Here is a 21,492-nt window from a genome sequence, read left to right as displayed (position 1 = left end):
TTATATGTCAGAGAACACCTCACAATACACAGAGGACAACATACGCTCATTAGATTGGAAAGAACATATTCGAATGCGACCGGGTATGTATATCGGGAAATTAGGAGACGGTTCATCACCCGATGACGGTATTTATATCCTGATAAAAGAAGTCATCGATAACAGTATCGACGAGTTTGTGATGGGGGCAGGAAAAACCATTGAAGTAACTCTTCGTGACAAACATGTGACAGTGAGAGATTACGGACGAGGAATTCCGTTAGGGAAAGTGGTTGATGTGGTTTCTAAGATGAATACCGGAGGAAAATATGACTCGAAAGCCTTTAAAAAATCTGTCGGGTTGAATGGCGTTGGTACAAAAGCTGTGAATGCACTTTCTTCCTATTTTCGGGTAGAGGCGGTGCGTGACGGACAGCTGAAAGGAGCTGAATTTGCTCAGGGAAATCTCGTCAAAGAAGAGGAAGTTGTCGAAACTTCACGCCGCCGTGGTACCAAAGTAACATTTGTTGCCGACGAAACTATTTTTAAAAACTACAAATACCGCAAAGAATATATTGAGCGAATGCTCAAAAATTACTGTTACCTCAACAGAGGATTAACGATTGTTTTTAACGGCGAGAAATATTTTTCCGAAAACGGATTGAAGGATTTATTAAGCGAAAACATAGATGCCGACGAAATGCTTTATCCGATTATTCATTTGAGCGGAAATGATATTGAAATCGCTTTGACACATAGCAAAACGCAGTATTCCGAGCAATATTATTCTTTCGTTAACGGGCAGAATACCACTCAGGGAGGAACGCACTTGGCGGCTTTCAGAGAAGGAATTGTGCGGACTGTGAAAGAGTTTTACAACAAAAATTTTGAAGCTTCAGACATTCGGAAATCTATTATCGGAGCGATATCCGTGAAGGTGGAAGAACCGGTTTTCGAGTCGCAGACCAAAACCAAATTAGGTTCAACCGATATGGGACCCGATTTGCCGACAGTACGGACTTATGTAACCGATTTTATCAAAACAAATCTCGATAATTATCTGCATCAGAATCAGGAGGCTGCCGATGCTTTATTGAGGAAAATATTGCAGGCAGAGCGGGAGCGTAAAGAATTATCAGGCATCAGGAAACTGGCGAAAGAAAGAGCCAAAAAAGCGAGTTTGCACAACAAAAAACTGCGTGATTGTCGTGTTCATTTTACCAAAATTAAAGACCCGAGATATCTGGAATCTACGCTGTTTATTACCGAGGGAGATTCGGCTTCGGGCTCTATCACAAAATCACGCGATGTCAATACACAAGCAGTATTCAGCTTGCGTGGAAAACCGTTGAATACCTACGGAATGACAAAAAAAATCGTATATGAAAACGAGGAATTCAACCTGTTACAATCGGCATTGGATATCGAAGAAGGTTTGGACGATTTGAGATACAACAATATTGTGATTGCTACCGATGCCGACGTGGACGGAATGCATATTCGTTTGTTGCTGATTACTTTCTTTTTGCAGTTTTTCCCCGAACTGATAAAAGAAGGACATTTGTATATTTTGCAAACGCCGCTGTTCAGAGTAAGAAATAAAAAGAAAACGATTTATTGTTATTCGGAAGAAGAACGCATAGCCGCGATTGAAGAACTGAAACCTAAACCCGAAATCACGCGATTTAAAGGATTGGGAGAAATTTCGCCCGATGAGTTTAAAAATTTTATAGGCGAAGATATTCGTTTAGACCCCGTAATGATTGATAAATCAATGTCGATTGAACAATTATTAGAGTTTTATATGGGAAAAAACACGCCCGACCGTCAGGAGTTTATCATTAATAATTTGAAAGTGGAGTTGGATACGGAGGAAGAATTGTTGGAAAAAATATTATAAGAATAAAAATACACTTGGAAGAATTTGAGTTTAATGGAATTAGAAGTATGAAAAAATTATATATAATTTTAGGTGTTTTAGTGATTTCTTTTACTTCATTTGGACAAAAAATATTATATCAAAATAAACCAATAGACAGTATTTTAATTCAATCAACTTTAGGAAAAACTAAATTTTCTAAGGCCGGGCAGAGTTACAGAAAAAAACAAGATGAGTATATAATTTCTTTTGATGATAAAAGCGAAAAATATGGTCTTGAAATTTATAGAAGAACTAAATTAAAAGGACGATATCGTAAAAATGAAGAATGGACAGAAGCTGAACGAGAGAAAATAATTTATCGCAATAAAAATATTGATAATGAATTAGTTTTAAACTTGATTGAAGAGCTATCTGTTAAATATAGGAAAGTTTCGTATTCAGACGTGAATTTATCTTTAGAAAAGTTTCGTAAACTAACCCGGAAAAGTAAAGTAAAAAAGGTTGCTAAGGAAAACGATTTGAAATGGAAATTAAATAGAGCTACTGATAAAATGAATGAATTTTTTTTTGAAAAAATAAAAGATACAGTTCAGTTTAATAAATTCCTAATTGAATTAAGCAAAAAAGAAGATACTTATGTTATTACGGATGCAATTGATAAAATTAAAATAGAAATAGTAACCACCAATAATTCTTATGTTTTCGAAGGATACAACTACTATCCATATCGGCAACCTTGGTTTTTGATTGAAGGAAATAAAGATAAACCTGTTTTTAACTTTAGAATTAACCAATTTCTTATTAAACTATTACCCAAAAGATTTTTACTTACTTCATCTATTAAAGAGTCTGCTCTTCTAAATGGATATATTAAATGGGCTCTTGATGAAAAAAAAATCAACCAATAAAATTCTCAACTGCTAAACAACACAAAAATAATGAACAACGAAGAACATTACGAAGATTCATTACACGAAAATACCGACAATCAGGAAACGCAAGAAAACGCTTCCGAAACCATTACCAAAGTTACAGGAATGTACAAAGAGTGGTTTCTGGATTACGCTTCCTATGTAATTCTTGAGCGTGCTGTTCCTGCCATTGAAGATGGTTTTAAACCAGTTCAGCGTCGTATTATGCACTCGATGAAAGAGTTAGATGACGGGCGTTACAACAAAGTTGCCAATGTGGTAGGGCACACCATGCAGTACCACCCACATGGCGATGCCAGTATTGGTGACGCTATGGTGCAAATGGGACAAAAAGAATTGTTGATTGACACACAAGGAAACTGGGGAAATATCTTGACCGGAGATGGAGCTGCTGCACCGAGATACATCGAAGCAAGGTTGAGCAAATTTGCGTTGGAAGTATTGTATTCGCCGAAAATCACGTCCTGGCAGCTATCGTATGACGGAAGGAAAAACGAACCGATTAATCTTCCGGTAAAGTTCCCTTTGTTATTGGCTCAAGGGGCTGAAGGAATTGCCGTGGGATTGTCCACCAAGTTGTTGCCACACAATTTCAACGAACTGATTGATGCATCTGTCAAGCATTTGAAAGGAAAACCTTTTACCATTTATCCTGACTTTCCGACTAAAGGAATCGCTGATGTATCTGCATACAACGACGGTATGCGTGGCGGTAGGGTAAGAGTACGTGCCAAAATAGCTCAATTAGACAAAACGACTTTATTGATTTCGGAAATTCCATTTTCGACCAACACGACTTCCCTCATTGAAAGCATCATCAAAGCCAATGAAAAAGGAAAAATAAAAATTAAAAAAATCGAGGATAATACTGCTGCTGAGGTAGAAATTCTGATTCTTCTTCCGCCTGGCGTGTCAGCAGATAAAACCATTGATGCGTTATATGCGTTTACCAACTGCGAAGTGTCGATTGCACCGCTGGGCTGCGTGATTGAGAATAACAAACCGGTTTTTATTGGCGTATCTGATATTTTGAGACGCTCGACAGAACGTACAGTGGAATTACTCAGGCAAGAGCTGGAAATAGAATTACACGAATTGCAGGAACAATGGCATTTTTTGTCGCTCGAACGGATTTTTATTGAAAAGAGAATTTATCACGATATCGAGGAAGAAGAAACCTGGGAAGGTGTAATCAAAGCGATTGACGAAGGGCTAAAACCTTATATTACACATTTGAAAAGACCTGTTACCGAGGAAGATATTGTGCGATTAACCGAAATCCGGATTAAGAAAATTTCCAAATACGATTTGGGCAAAGCCCAGCAAAAATTGGAAGCTTTGGAAGGCGATATTGCTCAGGTAAAACATCATTTGGCTCATATCATTGATTTTGCGATCGATTATTTTATTAAGTTGAAAGAGAAATATGGCAAAGGCAGGGAGCGCCAAACGGAACTGCGTAATTTTGACACCATCGAAGCCACGAAAGTAGTATTGAGAAACACGAAATTGTATGTAAATCGAGCGGAAGGATTCATTGGAACTTCACTGAGAAAAGACGAATACGTAGCCGACTGTTCCGACATTGACGATATTATTGTGTTTATGCGAAGCGGCGAAATGGTCGTAACCAAAGTAGATGATAAAAAATTTGTAGGAAAAGATATTATTCATGTAGCGGTTTTCAACAAAGGCGATAACCGGACGACTTACAACCTGATTTACCGCGACGGAAAATCCGGAACTTCCTATATCAAAAGATTTAATGTTTCTTCCATCACTCGTGACAGAATTTATGATTTGACACAAGGGAAAAAAGGATCTCAAATTTTATATTTTTCAGCCAATCCGAATGGCGAAGCTGAGGTGGTTTCCATATTCCTGCGAAACCTGACCAATATCAGAAAGCTGAAATTTGACATAGATTTTTCTGAAATAAACATCAAAAGCCGAAGTGCCAAAGGTAATCAGGTAACCAAATACCCGATTAAAAAAATCGAACTGAAAGAAAAAGGAATATCGACGCTCAAACCTCGAAAAATATGGTTTGATGATGCGGTAAACCGACTGAATGTGGACGGAAGAGGCGAGTTGTTGGGCGAATTCAAACCTGAAGATAAATTGCTGATAATCACGCAAAGTGGTAAAATAAAAACCATTATGCCGGAATTGACCACGCATTTTGATGAAGATATGATTGTACTTGAAAAATGGATTCCTGAAAAACCAATTTCAGCGATTTATTACGAAGGAGAAAAAGGGCGGTATTTTGTGAAACGATTTGTGATAGAAAATGAAAATAAAGAAGAAATATTTATTTCCGAGCACCCACACACGCGATTGGAAATTGTTTCTACAGATTATATTCCGAGAGCGGAAGTGATTTTTGCCAAAGTTAAAGGCGTTCAAAAAGAAGACTTGGAAATAAATATCGAAGAATTTATTTCAGTAAAAGGTATTAAAGCCTTAGGAAATCAGTTGACTGCTGATAAAGTAAAGCATATCAATTTGTTAGAACCGATTCCGTATGAGCCGCCTCAACCGGAAGCAGAAGAACAACCGGAAATAGAAAACGGACAACTGGGCTTTGAGTTAGAATAAAAATAGGAAAAACAAGGTTTATTTATCCAAACCTTGTTTTTTTTATTCCTCTCCCTCTGTATATTTTTTGCGATATACCTTGTGATTACGCCACGAAACGCCGGCTTGACCGATAAACCTGACCGGTTGATTGCCAAAAGTAGTCCCAACCGATAAATCAAACTGTAAGTTGTTGTGCAACAAGTAGGTAATTCCTGTTCGGGTAATAAAATCATCATGGTCAAAGTCTAAATCAATTTCTTTATATTTTCTGAAAAAACCTTGATTTTCCAGAAAAACAGACCATTTTTGATTAAATCCGTAGGAAAGTGTAGCGATGTAACCAAAACTTCTGAAATCGTTCGACTCTGCATTTTCGACCAGCAAATTCGTCACAAATGAGAAGTGATCACTAATTTGTTGCTGAGCAAAAATCCCGGTTTTTAACGTAACTCCGGGCATATCAGGGTGTCTGAACAATTTGCTTTTGAAATCTGCGGCAGCATACAATGCAACACTCGGAACCAATCTTCGCCATTTGTAGCGTTGATTGGCTTTCCAGCTCCACGGATTGATTTTTTCTTCATAATTTTTATAAGAATCAAAAATCAGATATTTCGCTCCGATAGTCATTTTTTTGAAATGGGAATCGGTGGTTTGCGTACCGTAATTTTCTGCGTTCAGCTGTTCATAAGTCATATCGGCAATAAGCTCAAAGTTTTCGTTAAGTAAACCGTAACGAATCTGTAAATCAACAAGGTAAATATTGGTAAACCGCTCACTGTTGTAATCATCTTTTTGATAACCCAAACCGCTTTCAATCTGGAAAATCCCTTCACTAACCGAATAGGCTCCCATAGATTTACTCGGTCTGTTGGTATTAATTTCGCTGGTATATTGAGCGAACCCCGTCCACGAACAAAGCGTTAATATGCTAATAAGAAAATATTTCATTTTAAATTGTTTTTTGAATGATTAACAGGCTGTTATGGTCGCCGATTACCTGGTTATATCGTTTTGTCAGCAATTTGTTTTGCGTAAATGCTTTTTCTAGCAAATCTACTTTTTTGCTTGATTCTTTGGTGGTAATAATCGTGTTGAATAACAGATAACCGCTGGTGTTCATTGTGTTTTTTAATCCGTTGATAAAATCTTCTGAAAAGACAAAATCGGGCATGTGAATATCCTGAAAAATATCTACAATAATCAAATCAAAAGTTTGTGTATTCTGTTGGATATATGACCGTGCATCAGCTTTTTGAATGTCAAGTTGGAGGAGTTTATCCAGCTCAAAAAACTTTTTGCCGATACCAATCATGACCGGGTCATATTCCACACCAATAATTTTTCCGTTAAAACCAACTTCATTGACAAGCGTTTTGGCGACACTTCCACCACCAAGTCCTAAAATCAGTATGTTTTTCATCGGTTTGATATTCTCAAATCCGATTTTCTGCAGACCTTTTCGAAGAATTTTCTGCAGATTACCATATGAATAATTTGCTCTTTTCGTATCAATAACCAGTTTTCCATTAATCCAGTTAAGCTCGATTTGCTCACTCACTTCAGATTTGAAAACCTTATGTTTAATCGGAAAGATGTAACTCAAAAGTTTTTTTAGCATCAAAATAGAGTCAATTTTGTCGTAAATATACGATTTATCGCTGACGATATGATTTAAAAGTCCCGTCATTATATAAAACCACAATATTTTCCGGTTCGTTCATCAGTTGGTCAGGTTGTGGTTCAGTAGGGAGGGATGTTTGTTCTTCCGGTTCATTAGGCAATATTATTTTTTGTTTTTCTTCAATTTCTTCCGGAGTATTTTTTTCTTGTAAAAAATTGATTTCCTCTTCAGAAATCCGAGTTGGAATAGCGGAAGAATTTTCTAGAAGAAAAGGTTCAAAACCATAAATCAGCCAATACAAATTAATCGTAGGGTAGGCATCTCTGATTTTGATAATGAAGTCTAAACTTGGATTATTCCGACCGGAAATAATATGTGATAAACTGGAACGGGGCACACCGATTTGGTCGGCAAATTGAGAAGAAGTGATGTGAAAATGTTCCAGAATTTGGTCTAATCGTGTGGTAAATTGCTCCATTTTTTACTGTTTTTATTCTTTATTTACATTTGTAAACAGGTGATTATTAATCAAAATAAACATTAAATTATTTATTTATATAAAATACATTAAATGTCTGATTATAAATAACTAAATATATATTTTTTAAATTATTTAAAATATATTTACAAATGTAAATTTATGTTTGTTTTACAAATGTAAACAATTTTTTGGATACTTCATTCTTATTTTTAAGTCCGGATTAACTTTTGATAAAATCAAACGCAGTATATTTGTTAAAAATGATTCCGAATGAAAAAAATATTTCTTTTGTTTTTGATTGTATTGTTGTCGGCTTGTGAAGTCGGAAAACAAAAAAAAGACTTCGAGATTGTCGCTGATTGTGAATTTAAGTTAGAGCAAATCGAAACGTTTAATCTGGCAAATGTTCCGTTGGAAAAAATGATGCAATCCGGGGAATTTGATTTTAGCCAGTTTCCGAATCTGGCGGTCGGTTTGTTTCAGAAAGATATTCCGCTCGATGCGAAGATAATTTTATCGGCTTATAATCCGAGTAAGGAAAAAGCCAGCCTATCAGCCTTTGATTACCTTATATTTATTGAAGATATCCAGATTGCAGAAGGAAAAGTAACTGAGAAAACCGAATTTTTGCCTGAATCTGAAACGAAAATTCCGATTTCGGTGCAAGGAAATGTATATGAAGCAATTTCGGCTAATCAACAAAAATGGATTAATCTGTTGAGCGGGCAGTCCGATGAAGGTTTGATGTTGAAAATCAAAGTCAAGCCGAGTATTGATATTGTTGGGACTGAAGTAAAAATGCTTGGTTATCTGACTTTTGAGCATAAAATTGATGCAGAAATATTAAAAAAACATTTATGAAACCAGCTGAATTGTTCGCTTGTGCAAAGCAATTTAAGGAAGACACGGTAATCGGGCGTTATGTGCATTATCCGGATATAGAAAACTATTTGCAGAAGTCAGATTTGGATTACTGCATTGCTGCATATTCCGTGGAAAAAAGACCGATTTACGAACTGAGATTCGGTACCGGAAAGATTAAAATATTGATGTGGTCCCAAATGCATGGCAATGAATCTACAACTACTAAAGGATTAGTGGATTTTCTGAATTTTGTGCAATCCGAAGATATTTTGGCTCAGGAGATTTTACAAAAATTTCAATTTGTGGTTGTGCCGATGCTTAATCCTGACGGAGCGTTTTATTACACCCGTTTCAATGCAAATCAAGTAGATTTGAACCGGGACGCTTATTGTCAAACCCAGCCCGAAATGCAGTATCTGCAGCAGCTAATTAGTGCGTTTCAGCCTGATTTTTGTTTTAATTTGCACGACCAGAGAACGATTTTTTCTGCCGGATATTCAGCAAATCCTGCAACTTTGTCGTTGTTGGCACCGGCGTATAATCCAGAGCGGGAGCTCAATGATACCAGAAAGAAAACTATGCAGGTGGCAGTTGATATTGCCGCGGCACTCAGCGATATTATTCCTAATCAAATAGGGCGGTATGACGATAGTTTCAATATGAATTGCATCGGCGATAATCTGACGACAAAAAATATCCCGGTTTTGCTTATCGAGGCAGGACATTTCCCAAACGATTATCAACGTGAACAAACCAGATTGTTGGTATTTGTGAGTATTGTGGCAGGATTGAGAAGTATTTCAGAGAAAAAATATGATGCTGATGTGGTGGTTAAATATGAGAAAATTCCTGAAAACCAAAAGTTGTTTAATGATGTTTTGGTTAAGCGACTGAAAATAAAGGGAGAGGAGATTCAGAAAATCGGCTATCAATACCAGGAAAAACCAGAGAAAGAAACTGTTGTTTTTGTTTTGCAAAAAGATGAAAACAGTGGCTCGAAAGGGGAGTACGGACATATTGAATTAGACTTTGATAATCATGATTTTGCGAGTGAAGACGAGCTGATAGAGGAAATTTATTCTCATGTTAAAAATATAAACGAAGCGAATACATTCGTTGAGAATGATAAAAAAATATTAAAATAATAAAAACATACTTTTTTTGAATAAAAAACAAATAAAAAGTATTACTTTTGCCCACTGAAAGAGAAATTCATTATTAAAATCATTAGAATTATGAGTAAGTACAAAAATCGTTACAGATTAGACGAAACAGACCATTTAATATTAGATATATTATTGGAAAACACTCGGGTGGCATTTACTGATATTGCCAAAAAATTAAATATTTCTGCCGGAACAGTTCATGTGAGAGTGAAAAAAATGGAAGAATCCGGTATTATTCAAGGTTCTACATTAACGGTAGATTACGAAAAATTGGGCTATTCTTTTGTAGCTTATGTTGGAATTTTCTTGGAAAATACATCTCAAACTAAATTCGTATTGCAACGCATTAACGAAATTCCGTTTGTGACCGTGGCAAATATTACTACCGGAAAATATAATATTTTCTGTAAAATCAGAGCCAAAGATACTAATCATGCTAAAGAAATCATCTTTAAAATTGATGATATTGACGGGGTATCCCGTACAGAAACAATGATTTCTTTGGAAGAAAGTATCAATGATAAAAAACGTTTGATGAAAATTATTTTCAGAGAAATGTAATCGTAATTTGACAATTTAAAAGGAAACTCACGAATCAAATCGTGAGTTTTTTTTGTCTTAGTTTGTGGATAAACTTTAAACAGGCTCTTAGATACGATAAAAAAAATCTGTGCATCTGTGCAATTCCAAAAAACCTTATCTTTGCAAAAACTTAACGAAACTATGGATATTGTTAATGGTTTTTCAAAACTGTCAAAAGAACAAAAAATAGATTGGCTTGCTGAGAATTATTTTATTGATAATCAAGCGATTATATATTTTTTGAAATCTTATTGGAATAATGATGAAGCTCTGCAAAAATTACATGATGAGTTTATCGAAAACACCATTACCAATTTTTACTTGCCCTTGGGGGTTGCTCCCAATTTTATTATCAATGGTAAAACCTACGCTGTTCCTATGGTAATTGAGGAAAGTTCGGTGGTTGCAGCGGCGGCAAATGCAGCAAAATTCTGGTCGCAGCGAGGCGGATTCAAGGCAACGGTGCTTTCTACGGAAAAAATCGGAAACGTACATTTTATGTTCGAAGGTTCAAAGCAAAAAATCGAACAGTTCATCAAACAAGTGCAACCGATGTTCAGGGAACGAACAGCCGAAATTACCCGAAATATGGAAAAACGCGGCGGTGGAATTTTGAAAATCGATTTGGTAGACAAGACCGCTGAACTGGCAAATTATTATCAACTGCATGCTACTTTTGATACCAAAGATAGTATGGGGGCTAATTTCATTAATTCGTGTCTGGAAGAATTTGCGAATGTGTTGAGAGAGGAATCGATGAAATTTGAAGATTTTACTGAAAATGAAAGAAAGTCACTACAAATCGTGATGTCTATTTTATCGAACTATGTTCCAAATTGTGTGGTTCGTGCAGAAGTTTCGTGTAAAATTGATGATTTAAAATCCAAAGAAATTGAAAATCCGAAAGAATTTGCCGAGCGGTTTGTTCAGGCAGTTCGAATTGCCGAAATAGAAACTTATCGAGCCGTTACACACAACAAAGGGATTATGAATGGAGTAGATGCGGTAGTTTTAGCAACCGGAAATGATTTCCGTGCCATTGAATCCGGAGTTCATTCTTTTGCCGCAAAAGACGGAAAATATACGTCACTTTCTCACGCCGAAATTGTAGATGATGAATTCCTTTTTTGGCTGGATTTACCCTTAGCGTTAGGAACGGTCGGCGGATTAACAAACCTGCACCCGATGGTAAAATTTGCTTTGGAATTGTTAGGAAAACCCAATGCGAATGAATTGATGCAGATTATCGCTGTTGCCGGATTGGCTCAAAACTTTGCGGCAATCAAATCTCTGACTACAACAGGAATTCAACAAGGACACATGAAAATGCACCTGATGAATATCCTGAATCAATTGGAAGCAACTTCAGAAGAACGTGCAAAAGTTGTAAAGCACTTTGAAAGCCAAACAGTTTCGCATAGTGCTGTGGTTAGTTTTGTAGAGCATTTGAGGAAAGAATAGTTTACTTTTGTCATACTGAATTTGTTTCAGTATCTCATTATTTTTATTATAGATATGCAATTTTACAGTAACGGAAAACTCTTTATTTTAGGTGAATATTACGTTTTGGAAGGAGCAAAAGTATTTGCTTTACCGACGAAATTTGGACAGTATCTGCGTGTATTCCCTATAAAGAATTCTGTAATAAGCTGGAAAAGCTATGATGCTGATGGGTCGGTGTGGTACAATGATGAAATCGAAATTAAAGATATCATTGCAAACAACAATCAATCCGCTGATAAAGTCCGCAACACTTTGATAACCATTCTGTACGAAGCACATCTGATGAATCCGAATATATTGTCTTCCGGTGGATTTATTGCTGAAACGGAACTTACTTTTCCGAGAAACTGGGGCTTGGGAACTTCTTCAACACTAATCAATAATATTGCACAATGGTTTGATATTGACGCCTTTGAATTGTTGCAAAAATCTTTTGGTGGAAGTGGTTATGACATAGCCTGTGCACAAAACAATGCTCCGGTAACCTATCAGGTACAGAATGGGAAACCGATTGTGGAGCAAGCGATTTTTAATCCTGTATTTAAAGAACATATTTATTTTGTGTATCTGAACCAAAAACGTGACAGCAAAGAGGCCATTGTAAATTTCCGAAAGAAACAAAAAGACTTAACCAACGAAATTACAGAAGTTTCCCGAATGACTGGTGAATTACTGCAAATTCAGGATTTGGAAACATTTATTACTTTTTTTAAACGCTATGAACAAAATCTGAGTGCTGTTTTGGAAACACCAACCATTCAGCAACAGCTTTTTCCTGATTTTGATGGATTAGTTAAAAGTCTTGGCGGTTGGGGAGGCGATTTTGTAATGGTAGCAAGTCAGGAAAATCCGGTGGAATATTTTAAAAATAAAGGTTTTGATACGGTTTTGTCGTATGAAGAAATGATATTGTAAATCAATTAGTACCGTTCATAAAAATAAAACAGCCCGAAAATTTAATATTTTCGGGCTGTTTTTTCAAATTAGTAAATTACTTTTTCTTTTGCTGTTGTGCTTGTTCCATCATTTCTTCCATTTTACGCTGGAATTTATTTTTCGGACGCTCTTTGGTTTTGTTTTCTTCAATCTGAGCTTTTACTTTATCTTCATTGATGATTCTGTATTTAATCACATACATGATTCCGATAGTAATCAGGTTGGAAGTGAAGTAGTACAGTGATAATCCTGATGCATAATTATTGAAGAAAAACATCATCATTACCGGTGAAATGTAAATCATGATTTTCATGAGTTTACTCATATCCGGCATTCCTTCCTGTTGCGGCATAGATGAAGTCTGGTCGCCGGTCGTCATTTTCATATATACAAAAGTTGCCAAACCAGCCAGAATAGGGAAGAGGCTCACGTGGTCGCCGTAAAAAGGTATTTTGAAAGGCAATGTGAATATACTGTCATATGAAGACAAATCATCTGCCCATAAAAATGATTTCTGACGCAATTCAAATGCAGATGGGAAAAACATAAATAAAGCGTAAAACACCGGCATTTGTATAAACATTGGCATACAACCCGAGAGCGGACTAACTCCTGCTTTCTGATACAGCTTCATCGTTTCCTGCTGCTTTTTCATCGGGTCTTTTTTGTATTTCTCAGCGATTTCCTGAACTTCAGGTCTGATAATTTTCATTTTTGCCTGAGAAACATAAGATTTGTATTGCACCGGCGACATCAATAATCTGACTACAACCGTCAACAATATAATTGCGAAACCATAAGGTATGAATTTAATCAGAAATGTATATACCGGAATGATTACCCATTCGTTCAGCCAGCCAAAAATTCCCCAGCCGAGCGGAATGATTTCATCAAGATTTCTTTCGTAAGTATTCAATATATTATAATCTGCCGGTCCAAAATACAAATTCATGTTGTAATTCAACTCTCCTCCTGTATATTTCAAAGGCATTTCGGCTACATATTTCTTCAGATATAATGTATCGACATCTTCGTTTTGCACCAGATTTTCAGACACTAACTTACCGGTTTCAAACGGTGTATCGGTCAAAAGAATGGAGGTAAACAAATGTTGTTTAAAAGCCACATAGCTCACATCTTTTTCATTGGCATCGGTGTAACTTTTAGAGGCATTCAGGTAATCATCTTTTCCGCCTTCATATTCATAAACCACTTCAGAATAACGGTTTTCGTAGCTGATGCTTTTCTCGTTTCGGATAGTTTTCAGCTCCCAATTTAATGTTGCCGGAGCATTCACGTTCAATACCTGATTTAGTCCCACAGATTTGATGGTCAAATCAAGCATATAATCATTGGGTTTAATCGTGTAAACATACTCCAGATAATTGTTTTCTGAAGTTTTTAATTTCATGCTTACAACTTGATTACCTCCGTTTTTGCTTACAGTAGGCTCGAACAACAACTCGCTTGTATTCAGCACTCTGCTGTCTTGTGTTGAAAGCTGAATGTTGAGTTTTGCATTATCCCCGTCAATCAGTTTAACCAGTTCGTCAGAATCTTTGGTAAACCGCTTTTGATTTTTGACTTCTACTTTTGACAAGTAACCACCTTTGCTGGAAAAAGTCATTTTGAGCAATTCACTTTCCACTTCGATGTCCTGAGTCTGGGCATTATCTAACCCATAAGCAAAAGCACCTGAATTTTGTTTAAGCTGTGCAACCTGCAAAGAATCATTTGTAACAGCCACAGGATTTGCTGTTTGCTCTGTTTCAGCTTTGTTGTCTGCTTCCGGGGTTTCGTTGGATTTGCTGGTCATTAAAAACCAAGCGAGCAATCCGGAAATCAAAACCAGTCCTATAATGCTGTTTCTGTCTAATTTTTTTTCTTCCATTAGTTTAGTTTATTCAAAAAATAGCTTTTAGTTGTTTAATTTTTTATTCATTGCTGCCTTAACAAAATGCACAAATAACGGATGCGGATTGGCAACGGTACTTTTATATTCCGGGTGGTATTGTGCCGCCACAAAAAACGGGTGGCTCGGAATTTCCACAATTTCAACCAGATTGGTTTCCGGATTATAACCTGAGGCAATCATACCGGCTTTTTCAAAATCTTCCAGGTAATTGCTGTTGAATTCATAACGGTGTCTGTGACGTTCGTTAATTAACTCAGATTGGTAAATTTCAAATGCTTTTGTGTTGGATTTGATGGCACAATCCCAGCCGCCTAAACGCATGGTTCCGCCTTTGTCGGTAATGGTTTTTTGTTCTTCCATAAAAGTAATTACCGGATAAGGTGTGCTGTCGTTCATTTCGGTTGAATTGGCATTTTGCATATTTAAAACGTTGCGGGCAAATTCGATAACTGCCATTTGCATTCCCAAACAGATTCCGAGGAAAGGTAGTTTGTTTTCGCGGACATATTTTACTGCCAAAACTTTACCTTCGATGCCTCTCGAACCAAATCCGGGTGCGACCAAAACGCCGTCTAATCCTTTAAACTTATCGTTGATGTTATTAGGTGTAATGTATTCAGAATGAATACTTACTACGTTCACTTTAACGTTGTTTTCAGCACCTGCATGAACGAAAGATTCCAGAATAGATTTATAAGAATCCTGCAATTCAACATATTTACCCACCAAACCGATATTGACGGTTTGTTTGGGGTTTTTAAATCTGTGCAGAAAATCATTCCAGCTTTTCAAATCCGGAAGAGATTTTTCAGGAAGGTTAAGTTTTTTCAACGCTACTCTGTCCAAACCTTCTTCTAGCATCAGATTAGGTACATCATAAATCGTGTCTGCATCAATAGATTGAATAACCGCTTCGCTTTTTACATTACAGAATGCAGCCAGTTTTTGTTTGATTTCGCCTGACAATTCATGTTCGGTACGACAAACCAAAATGTCGGCTTTAATACCGCTTTCCATCAATGTTTTAACGGAATGCTGAGTTGGCTTTGTTTTTAGTTCGCCCGCAGCAGACAGGTAAGGAACCAAAGTCAGGTGGATAACAATCGCATTTTCTTCGCCCAAATCCCAAAGCATCTGCCGTACAGATTCGATATAAGGCAATGATTCAATATCGCCGACTGTACCGCCGATTTCGGTAATTACAATATCATAATCGCCTGATTTTCCAAGCAATTGCATACGTTCCTTAATCTCGTTGGTAATATGCGGAATAACTTGAACGGTTTTGCCAAGAAATTCGCCACGTCTTTCTTTTTCGATAACCGAAAGATAAACACGTCCGGTGGTTACGTTGTTTGCCTGAGAAGTTGGCTTATTTAGAAAACGCTCGTAATGTCCTAAGTCTAAATCAGTTTCCGCTCCGTCATTGGTCACATAGCATTCGCCATGTTCATACGGATTCAGTGTACCCGGGTCAACATTGATATAGGGGTCAAACTTTTGAATGGTGGTATTATATCCTCTGGCTTGCAGTAATTTGGCTAATGATGCGGCTATAATTCCTTTACCTAACGAAGAGGTTACTCCTCCTGTTACAAATATGTATTTGGTCTGCTTCATGCTTGTTTTTTTAAGCGGTAATAAAAACTTGGCAAAAATACGATTATAAATCGGGTTTAAAAAATATAAATTCAGACTAAAATAAGTTTTTATTTTGTAGAGTTACAAAAAATAATATTATATTTGCACTCGTTAAACGGGGGATTAGCTCAGTTGGCTAGAGCGTTTGGCTGGCAGCCAAAAGGTCAAGGGTTCGACTCCCTTATTCTCCACAACAGAAACCGCCTTGGCATCAGGGTGGTTTTTTTATACTTTCATTTTTGCCTAAAATTATTGTAATTTTGCTACAAAATCAGCACTGGATTAATGAACATAGACCTTATAATCAACAACATATACCTGCTTCCGGATACTTCAAAAGAATTGCTTAAACAATCCATTACAGAGGTTCAATGTAAAAAAGGGCATATTCTTTTGAAAGCAGATACGATTGAGAAAAATATATACTTCATAAAGAAAGGGATTGCACGGGCATACTCGCATAAACCCGATACCGAAATCACTTTTTGGTTTGGAAAAGAGGGAGATACGATTATCTCGATGAAAAGTTATATTGCTAATCTGAAAGGCTATGAAAACATAGAACTTTTGGAAGATTGTGAACTGTACGAACTGAAAGCAGAAAACCTGCAAAGGCTTTTTGAAACAGACATATATATTGCAAATTTCGGAAGAAGATTTGCCGAAAAAGAACTGATAAAAACAGAAGAACGGCTCATTTCCCGACAAGTCCGAACAGCTACGGAACGATACAAAGAACTATTGAAAAACAGTCCTGATATAGTTCAACGAGTTCAATTAGGACACATCGCTTCTTATTTGGGTATCACACAAGTCAGTTTGAGCAGGATTAGGGCAGAAATAAGGTAAACACCTCATTTTTTATCATTTGTAAAATTTTACTTCAATTCCGTTTCCGACCTTTGTAAACAAAAATAAAAGAAATGAATTGGATTATTTTAATCATCGCAGGTTTATTTGAAGTCGTATTTGCATTCTGTTTAGGAAAGGCAAAAGAGGCAACAGGAAATGAAATGTATTTATGGTATGCCGGTTTCTTGGTTGCTCTTGTAATCAGTATGGGACTTCTGATAAAAGCAACGCAAACTTTGCCAATCGGAACAGCTTATGCCGTGTGGACAGGTATCGGTGCAGTCGGGACAGTTTTGGTCGGAATAATTGTATTTAAAGAGCCGGCAACCTTTTTACGCATACTCTTTATTACCACTTTAATCGGCTCAATTATTGGACTAAAAGCAGTTTCAACGCATTAACAAACGATTTCAAATGACTGTCACAACACGAAAAGTAACATCAGAAGATGTTGAGCAACTGCAAAAAATCAGCAGAAAAACTTTCTATGAAACTTTTGCAGGTTCAAATACTGAAGCCGATATGCAGAAATATTTGGACGAGAGTTTCAGCAAAATCAAATTGATAGCAGAGCTCATAAACCCAAATTCTGAATTTTATTTTGCAATACTTGATAACGAAATCATCGGTTATCTGAAAATTAATTTCGGAGCATCGCAAACCGAGTTAAAAGAAGAAAAAGCTCTTGAAATCGAACGGATTTATGTTTTACAAAAATTTCACGGGCAGAAAATCGGACAAATCTTATATGAAAAAGCGATTGAAATCGCCCAACAGAAAAAATCAGAATATGTCTGGTTAGGCGTTTGGGAAGAAAACCCAAGAGCTATCAGCTTTTATAAAAAGAATGGCTTTGTAGAGTTTGACAAGCATATTTTCAGACTGGGCGACGATGAGCAGATTGATATTATGATGAAAAAAGCCTTAGAGTCTGTTAATAGAAAAAACTAAAAACATAAAAAAACAGCTTGAGAAAACTCAAGCTGTTCAATAATAAATTGCAGTACAAAATTAGAATTTGAAAGTCAAACCAAATTGTGCAGTACTGAAAAAGTTGTTTAATTCGTTTACCTGTAACCCAAAAGAGTTAACAGATTCACCGCCTTTTTGTTTAGCTGAGCTGTAAGACAAGATGTCTGTCAAAGCAAAGTTAATCGCAATTTTCTCGGTTACGAAATAGTTCATACCTAAACCAAGACCTGCTCCGAAACCGCTCGCTTTGTTTTCAACGCTCACTCCTCCGGTGGTTACTTCGTCTTTGTAAGAAGCAAAACCTAAACCAACTTCACCATACGTTTTGAATCGTTGACCTAAATCTAAGAAATAGTAACGTCCGAAAACTCCGGCACCAAAAACGTTGTTTGTGGTTTCGCCAACATTAGTGTCAATTTTTCCGTTGGTAACGTTCAATTGTACACCCAATGCAAAATCATCGTTTAGGAAATACCCTGCTTTTGGAGCAAAAGTAAATTCACTTTCTTTCACGTCTGTGTTGTTATCTTTCGTTGAAGAAAATGAAAGGTTACCTTCCAATAAAACATCACCTTCGTTAAAACCGAAAGTCTTTTCCTGTGCTTGTGCAGTAGTAGCAATCATTGCTACAGCCGCCATACTTAAAATTAATTTTTTCATATTATTTAATTTTTCGGGTGCAAATGTACAACTTAATTTTAGCTTAACAATGCTAACAGTAAGTTAATTTATTCAAGCCCTTACCAGACTATTGGTTTACTATTTGTTACATTTTGAGAAAAACGGATTTAATATTTGTTTATCTTTGCTTAAAAGATGTAAGAATGAACATTGCCATTATCAACGGACCGAATTTAAATCTTTTAGGAATAAGAGAATCAGTAATTTATGGGGAAAAGAGTTTTGAAGATTATTTGGTTGATTTGAAGAACAAGTTTCCAAGAGTAAAATTCTCTTATTTTCAATCGAATGTAGAAGGGGAAATCATCAATCATTTGCATCAAACAGGGTTTGAATATGACGGAATCATATTGAATGCCGGTGCATATACGCACACTTCCGTTGCGATTGCTGATGCCGTTCGGGCGATAAAAACACCGGTTATCGAGGTACACATAAGCAATACTTCTGCCCGGGAAAGTTTTAGGCATTATTCTTATATTTCGCCGTATTGCAAAGGAATTATTACTGGTTTCGGGTTGGATTCCTACCGGTTGGCGACGGTAGCTTTTATGGACTAACTTTTCGTTTTTTCTGGAAATATTCTCGGTTGATTGATTCAAAATCGTGCCAATCAACATGATTTTTCATACGGATAGTTTTATCTTTCAGCCAGAATTTCAGCGTTCTTTCTTCAAACTTCAAATGAGCATCAAGTTCTTCCTCAATGCGGTTCAGTGCTTTAAACAAATTTTTCGGCGAAGTGAAAAGTCTTTTCAGCCTGCGGTGCTGAGCGAGTATTTTTTTGAAATCAGGCAAATCTTCCGATAAATGCAAGGCAAAAAACTGTTCTTCGACCAAGCATTGTTCCTCAAAATATTCTTTCCAGAACCATTGTGCATATTCATTGACTTTTGTGAGGTCGCTCTCTGTTTTTAAATACTCACGAAGCGATGAAGAAAAAACGTACACGCAATGATAATCTGTTTTAATTAAATCTTTTAAAGACTGAGAAGTAGGCACAATCATATCAGGCAGATTTGAATAATTTCTTTCCAAACACAAATAGTATCAATACTTTAATCATTTCCAGAGCTACGTAGTAATAATGCAGGCTGGAAGGTTCTATCTCAACCATTTGAATTACTTTTTCTGCCCGGACATCTAATAATGGCAACAGCCAGAATGTTTGGAGCAACAGAATTATCAGCAATGCCAACCATTCCATACGGATTTGTTTCCAGTTTCCGCTTTTGATTTGCATCAGTAGAATTAACACGGCAAAAAACCATTCTGTTTTATTGAGTGCAAAAAAGACCAGGCGTCCGATTCCTAATCCTAACGGAATGGTAATTCCGGGAGCCTGAAATTTTAACCAGGCTTCTAAAAAACTGATAGCCAATACAAATCCCAGCCACAAATATACGCTGCTTATAGCAATTTTATCGGTAATTTTCATGGAACAAACTGTCGGGGTTATTTCTTAAATAATCTATTTTATGGTAAAAAATCTGTGCCATTCGTTGCCCTTGTCCCTTGGCTTTTTCGGCATTTCTTCCATCAAAGTATTCGTCGAGCGTTTCATAGAAAAGAGTGAGCCATGTGTTAAAATGTTCGATATCAACAGGCAATAGGGCGTGTGGCGGAAAAGGAGCACCATTATAAGTGTGTTCTTCCAAAAGAATGGTTTGCCAGAAACGGTACATTTTGTCTAAATGTTCCGGCCAACGATCTTGTATCACACCGTCAAAAATAGGTTGTAGTAATTCATTCTTGCGTACTTTGCCGTAAAATTCATCAACAAGCAGCTTTACATCATCTAAATTTTCAATATCTCTTCTCATTACTTATTTCGGATAAAATTATCTTAAATAGGGTTAAAAAATTATCTGACCAATACAGTTTTTCCTTTTCTCAGCTCAACAGCCAAATCGTACATGGATTTTTGACCAAACCTGAATTTAAGGCTTTGTCTGATTTCAGCAAATTGTTCGTGCATAGGGCAGGGGTTTTTTTCATCGCAGGAAGATAAGCCCAATGCACAGCCTTCCAAAATCTGCGAGCCGTCCACTGCGTGTATTACATCAATAATACTCATTTTTTTGGCATGAGATGTACTGGTCTGATAGCCGCCGTATGGACCTTTGAGCGATTCAACCAACTGTTTTTGTGCCAGCTGACTCATGATTTTTCCCATAAACGCTTCGGGCACTCCGATTTCCTGGGCCAGTGAATTGACCTTTACACGGTTTCCTTCCAGCGATTCGGAAACGATATAAATCATTGCTTTTATGGCATATTCACAAGACTTGGAAAACATAATCGGTTCAATTTAGGCACAAATTTAAGGAGATAATTTATTTAAGACAACATTATCGGTAATAAATTCACATTTGAGGATAATTCATTATTCAATGAAAAAACAGCCCGAATTCAGGCTGTATATTAGACTTAAAAAATTATTTTTAAGGGATTACACGAATTAAAATTATTGCGTAACCTCAATCACTTTTTGAATAGTTTGCCCTTCGTAATTATTGAATATTAGCGTATAAGTGCCTATTTCTTCTGCCCGGAAAATGAAAGCGTCGGGGTAAGCTATCGTATAGGATTGTTCGTTGCAGTCGCAACCTTCAAATTTGGCAACAGCATCAATATTCCAGACAAAATTATCCTTCTCTATATTCAATCGTGAGAATTCGCCGCAATCGCTGGCTATCCGGATATTAAACTCCAAAGGCAAGTCTTGCCGCACTCTAACGGTCAGCTCTTCGTGCTCAATATCGGTAATTGTTGCATAATCATAATAGGTGCAGTTGTTGTCCTCATCACTGCTGCAAGCCACCAGTAAAACAGGAATCAAGAGTATGTAAAATGCTTTCTTCATGAAGATTTTTTGATAAAAGTAGAAAAAAAATAA

General features: G+C 36.6%; 23 protein-coding genes and 1 tRNA gene. 13 read left to right on the top strand and 11 right to left on the bottom strand.

The annotated features are described in order from the left end of the window. The first annotated feature begins 4 nt into the window (after positions 1 to 4). The 3 genes from CDL10_RS08035 to CDL10_RS08025 are packed head-to-tail and all read left to right on the top strand — an operon-like array spanning position 5 to position 5,394. Positions 5 to 1,879: a DNA topoisomerase IV subunit B gene (locus tag CDL10_RS08035; protein WP_100678686.1), complete on the top strand. Its 1,875-nt coding sequence runs from the start codon at positions 5 to 7 to the stop codon at positions 1,877 to 1,879. A 47-nt stretch (positions 1,880 to 1,926) separates the two neighbouring features. Further along, on the top strand, positions 1,927 to 2,769 hold the full coding sequence (locus CDL10_RS08030; RefSeq protein WP_100678054.1) for a hypothetical protein: 843 nt from the start codon (positions 1,927 to 1,929) through the stop codon (positions 2,767 to 2,769). 30 nt (positions 2,770 to 2,799) lie between these two features. After that, complete coding sequence (locus CDL10_RS08025; RefSeq protein ID WP_100678053.1) at positions 2,800 to 5,394, top strand: DNA gyrase/topoisomerase IV subunit A; 2,595 nt, start codon at positions 2,800 to 2,802, stop codon at positions 5,392 to 5,394. A gap of 42 nt (positions 5,395 to 5,436) precedes the next feature. Here the strand turns inward: CDL10_RS08025 and CDL10_RS08020 are convergent, their stop codons facing one another. Genes CDL10_RS08020 through CDL10_RS08010 form a run of 3 tightly spaced genes read right to left on the bottom strand, consistent with a single transcriptional unit; the run spans position 5,437 to position 7,478 of the window. Then, on the bottom strand, positions 5,437 to 6,327 hold the full coding sequence (locus CDL10_RS08020; RefSeq protein ID WP_100678052.1) for a transporter: 891 nt from the start codon (positions 6,325 to 6,327) through the stop codon (positions 5,437 to 5,439). Position 6,328: 1 nt separating this feature from the next. Further along, the gene (locus tag CDL10_RS08015; RefSeq protein WP_100678051.1) at positions 6,329 to 7,066 is read right to left on the bottom strand and encodes a spermidine synthase; all 738 of its coding nucleotides are present in this window, start codon (positions 7,064 to 7,066) and stop codon (positions 6,329 to 6,331) included. Then, positions 7,032 to 7,478: a helix-turn-helix domain-containing protein gene (locus CDL10_RS08010; protein WP_100678050.1), complete on the bottom strand. Its 447-nt coding sequence runs from the start codon at positions 7,476 to 7,478 to the stop codon at positions 7,032 to 7,034. Before CDL10_RS08010 ends, CDL10_RS08015 begins: the two co-directional genes overlap by 35 nt. A gap of 273 nt (positions 7,479 to 7,751) precedes the next feature. Between CDL10_RS08010 and CDL10_RS08005 the strand changes: the two genes are divergently transcribed. From CDL10_RS08005 to CDL10_RS07985, 5 genes are all read left to right on the top strand, one after another. Continuing rightward, on the top strand, positions 7,752 to 8,342 hold the full coding sequence (locus CDL10_RS08005; RefSeq protein ID WP_100678049.1) for a hypothetical protein: 591 nt from the start codon (positions 7,752 to 7,754) through the stop codon (positions 8,340 to 8,342). Further along, the gene (locus CDL10_RS08000; RefSeq protein ID WP_100678048.1) at positions 8,339 to 9,490 is read left to right on the top strand and encodes a M14 family zinc carboxypeptidase; all 1,152 of its coding nucleotides are present in this window, start codon (positions 8,339 to 8,341) and stop codon (positions 9,488 to 9,490) included. Before CDL10_RS08005 ends, CDL10_RS08000 begins: the two co-directional genes overlap by 4 nt. A gap of 90 nt (positions 9,491 to 9,580) precedes the next feature. Continuing rightward, positions 9,581 to 10,072, top strand: a complete 492-nt coding sequence (locus CDL10_RS07995) for an Lrp/AsnC family transcriptional regulator (protein ID WP_100678047.1) — start codon at positions 9,581 to 9,583, stop codon at positions 10,070 to 10,072. A gap of 162 nt (positions 10,073 to 10,234) precedes the next feature. Further along, the gene (locus CDL10_RS07990; RefSeq protein WP_100678046.1) at positions 10,235 to 11,554 is read left to right on the top strand and encodes a hydroxymethylglutaryl-CoA reductase, degradative; all 1,320 of its coding nucleotides are present in this window, start codon (positions 10,235 to 10,237) and stop codon (positions 11,552 to 11,554) included. A 54-nt stretch (positions 11,555 to 11,608) separates the two neighbouring features. Next, the gene (locus CDL10_RS07985; protein ID WP_317045743.1) at positions 11,609 to 12,511 is read left to right on the top strand and encodes a GYDIA family GHMP kinase; all 903 of its coding nucleotides are present in this window, start codon (positions 11,609 to 11,611) and stop codon (positions 12,509 to 12,511) included. Between the two features lie 76 nt (positions 12,512 to 12,587). On the opposite strand, the gene yidC is transcribed toward CDL10_RS07985, so the two are convergent. Together yidC and CDL10_RS07975 are read right to left on the bottom strand one after the other, a co-directional pair. Further along, positions 12,588 to 14,423 carry a membrane protein insertase YidC gene (gene yidC, locus CDL10_RS07980; RefSeq protein WP_100678045.1) on the bottom strand — a complete coding sequence of 612 codons (1,836 nt, stop codon included), beginning with the start codon at positions 14,421 to 14,423 and terminating at the stop codon, positions 12,588 to 12,590. 27 nt (positions 14,424 to 14,450) lie between these two features. Next, positions 14,451 to 16,067, bottom strand: coding sequence for a CTP synthase (locus CDL10_RS07975; RefSeq protein ID WP_100678044.1), 1,617 nt, complete (start codon positions 16,065 to 16,067; stop codon positions 14,451 to 14,453). A gap of 138 nt (positions 16,068 to 16,205) precedes the next feature. On the opposite strand from CDL10_RS07975, the gene CDL10_RS07970 reads away from it, so the two are divergent. From CDL10_RS07970 to CDL10_RS07955, 4 genes are all read left to right on the top strand, one after another. Further along, positions 16,206 to 16,279, top strand: a tRNA-Ala gene (locus CDL10_RS07970). A gap of 94 nt (positions 16,280 to 16,373) precedes the next feature. Beyond that, on the top strand, positions 16,374 to 16,937 hold the full coding sequence (locus CDL10_RS07965; RefSeq protein ID WP_100678043.1) for a Crp/Fnr family transcriptional regulator: 564 nt from the start codon (positions 16,374 to 16,376) through the stop codon (positions 16,935 to 16,937). 74 nt (positions 16,938 to 17,011) lie between these two features. Continuing rightward, complete coding sequence (locus CDL10_RS07960) at positions 17,012 to 17,341, top strand: DMT family transporter (RefSeq protein ID WP_100678042.1); 330 nt, start codon at positions 17,012 to 17,014, stop codon at positions 17,339 to 17,341. 13 nt (positions 17,342 to 17,354) lie between these two features. Next, entirely contained in the window at positions 17,355 to 17,891 is a 537-nt protein-coding gene (locus CDL10_RS07955; RefSeq protein WP_100678041.1) for a GNAT family N-acetyltransferase, read from the top strand. A 60-nt stretch (positions 17,892 to 17,951) separates the two neighbouring features. Here CDL10_RS07955 and CDL10_RS07950 read toward each other — a convergent pair whose 3' ends face one another. Beyond that, positions 17,952 to 18,572 carry an outer membrane beta-barrel protein gene (locus CDL10_RS07950; RefSeq protein WP_100678040.1) on the bottom strand — a complete coding sequence of 207 codons (621 nt, stop codon included), beginning with the start codon at positions 18,570 to 18,572 and terminating at the stop codon, positions 17,952 to 17,954. 164 nt (positions 18,573 to 18,736) lie between these two features. On the opposite strand from CDL10_RS07950, the gene CDL10_RS07945 reads away from it, so the two are divergent. After that, a complete protein-coding gene (locus tag CDL10_RS07945) occupies positions 18,737 to 19,153 on the top strand; it encodes a type II 3-dehydroquinate dehydratase (RefSeq protein ID WP_100678039.1) in 417 nt (138 codons plus the stop codon). Here the strand turns inward: CDL10_RS07945 and CDL10_RS07940 are convergent. The 5 genes from CDL10_RS07940 to CDL10_RS07920 all read right to left on the bottom strand — a co-directional run bounded on the left by CDL10_RS07940 (position 19,143) and on the right by CDL10_RS07920 (position 21,459). Next, positions 19,143 to 19,631, bottom strand: a complete 489-nt coding sequence (locus tag CDL10_RS07940) for a hypothetical protein (RefSeq protein WP_133119472.1) — start codon at positions 19,629 to 19,631, stop codon at positions 19,143 to 19,145. The two genes, CDL10_RS07945 and CDL10_RS07940, sit on opposite strands and share 11 nt — an antisense overlap. Continuing rightward, positions 19,603 to 20,031 carry a hypothetical protein gene (locus tag CDL10_RS07935; RefSeq protein WP_100678037.1) on the bottom strand — a complete coding sequence of 143 codons (429 nt, stop codon included), beginning with the start codon at positions 20,029 to 20,031 and terminating at the stop codon, positions 19,603 to 19,605. Before CDL10_RS07935 ends, CDL10_RS07940 begins: the two co-directional genes overlap by 29 nt. Further along, positions 20,015 to 20,416 (bottom strand): group III truncated hemoglobin, encoded by a 402-nt coding sequence (locus CDL10_RS07930; RefSeq protein ID WP_100678036.1) that lies wholly within the window; start codon positions 20,414 to 20,416, stop codon positions 20,015 to 20,017. Before CDL10_RS07930 ends, CDL10_RS07935 begins: the two co-directional genes overlap by 17 nt. Before the next feature lie 41 nt (positions 20,417 to 20,457). Beyond that, positions 20,458 to 20,892 carry an RrF2 family transcriptional regulator gene (locus CDL10_RS07925; RefSeq protein WP_100678035.1) on the bottom strand — a complete coding sequence of 145 codons (435 nt, stop codon included), beginning with the start codon at positions 20,890 to 20,892 and terminating at the stop codon, positions 20,458 to 20,460. 168 nt (positions 20,893 to 21,060) lie between these two features. Beyond that, complete coding sequence (locus CDL10_RS07920) at positions 21,061 to 21,459, bottom strand: hypothetical protein (protein WP_100678034.1); 399 nt, start codon at positions 21,457 to 21,459, stop codon at positions 21,061 to 21,063. Positions 21,460 to 21,492: the final 33 nt, after the last annotated feature.

This window comes from Avrilella dinanensis (assembly GCF_002807015.1).
GTDB classification, from domain to species: Bacteria; Bacteroidota; Bacteroidia; order Flavobacteriales; family Flavobacteriaceae; genus Flavobacterium; species Flavobacterium dinanensis.
This window is presented reverse-complemented; position numbering and strand designations above follow the sequence as displayed.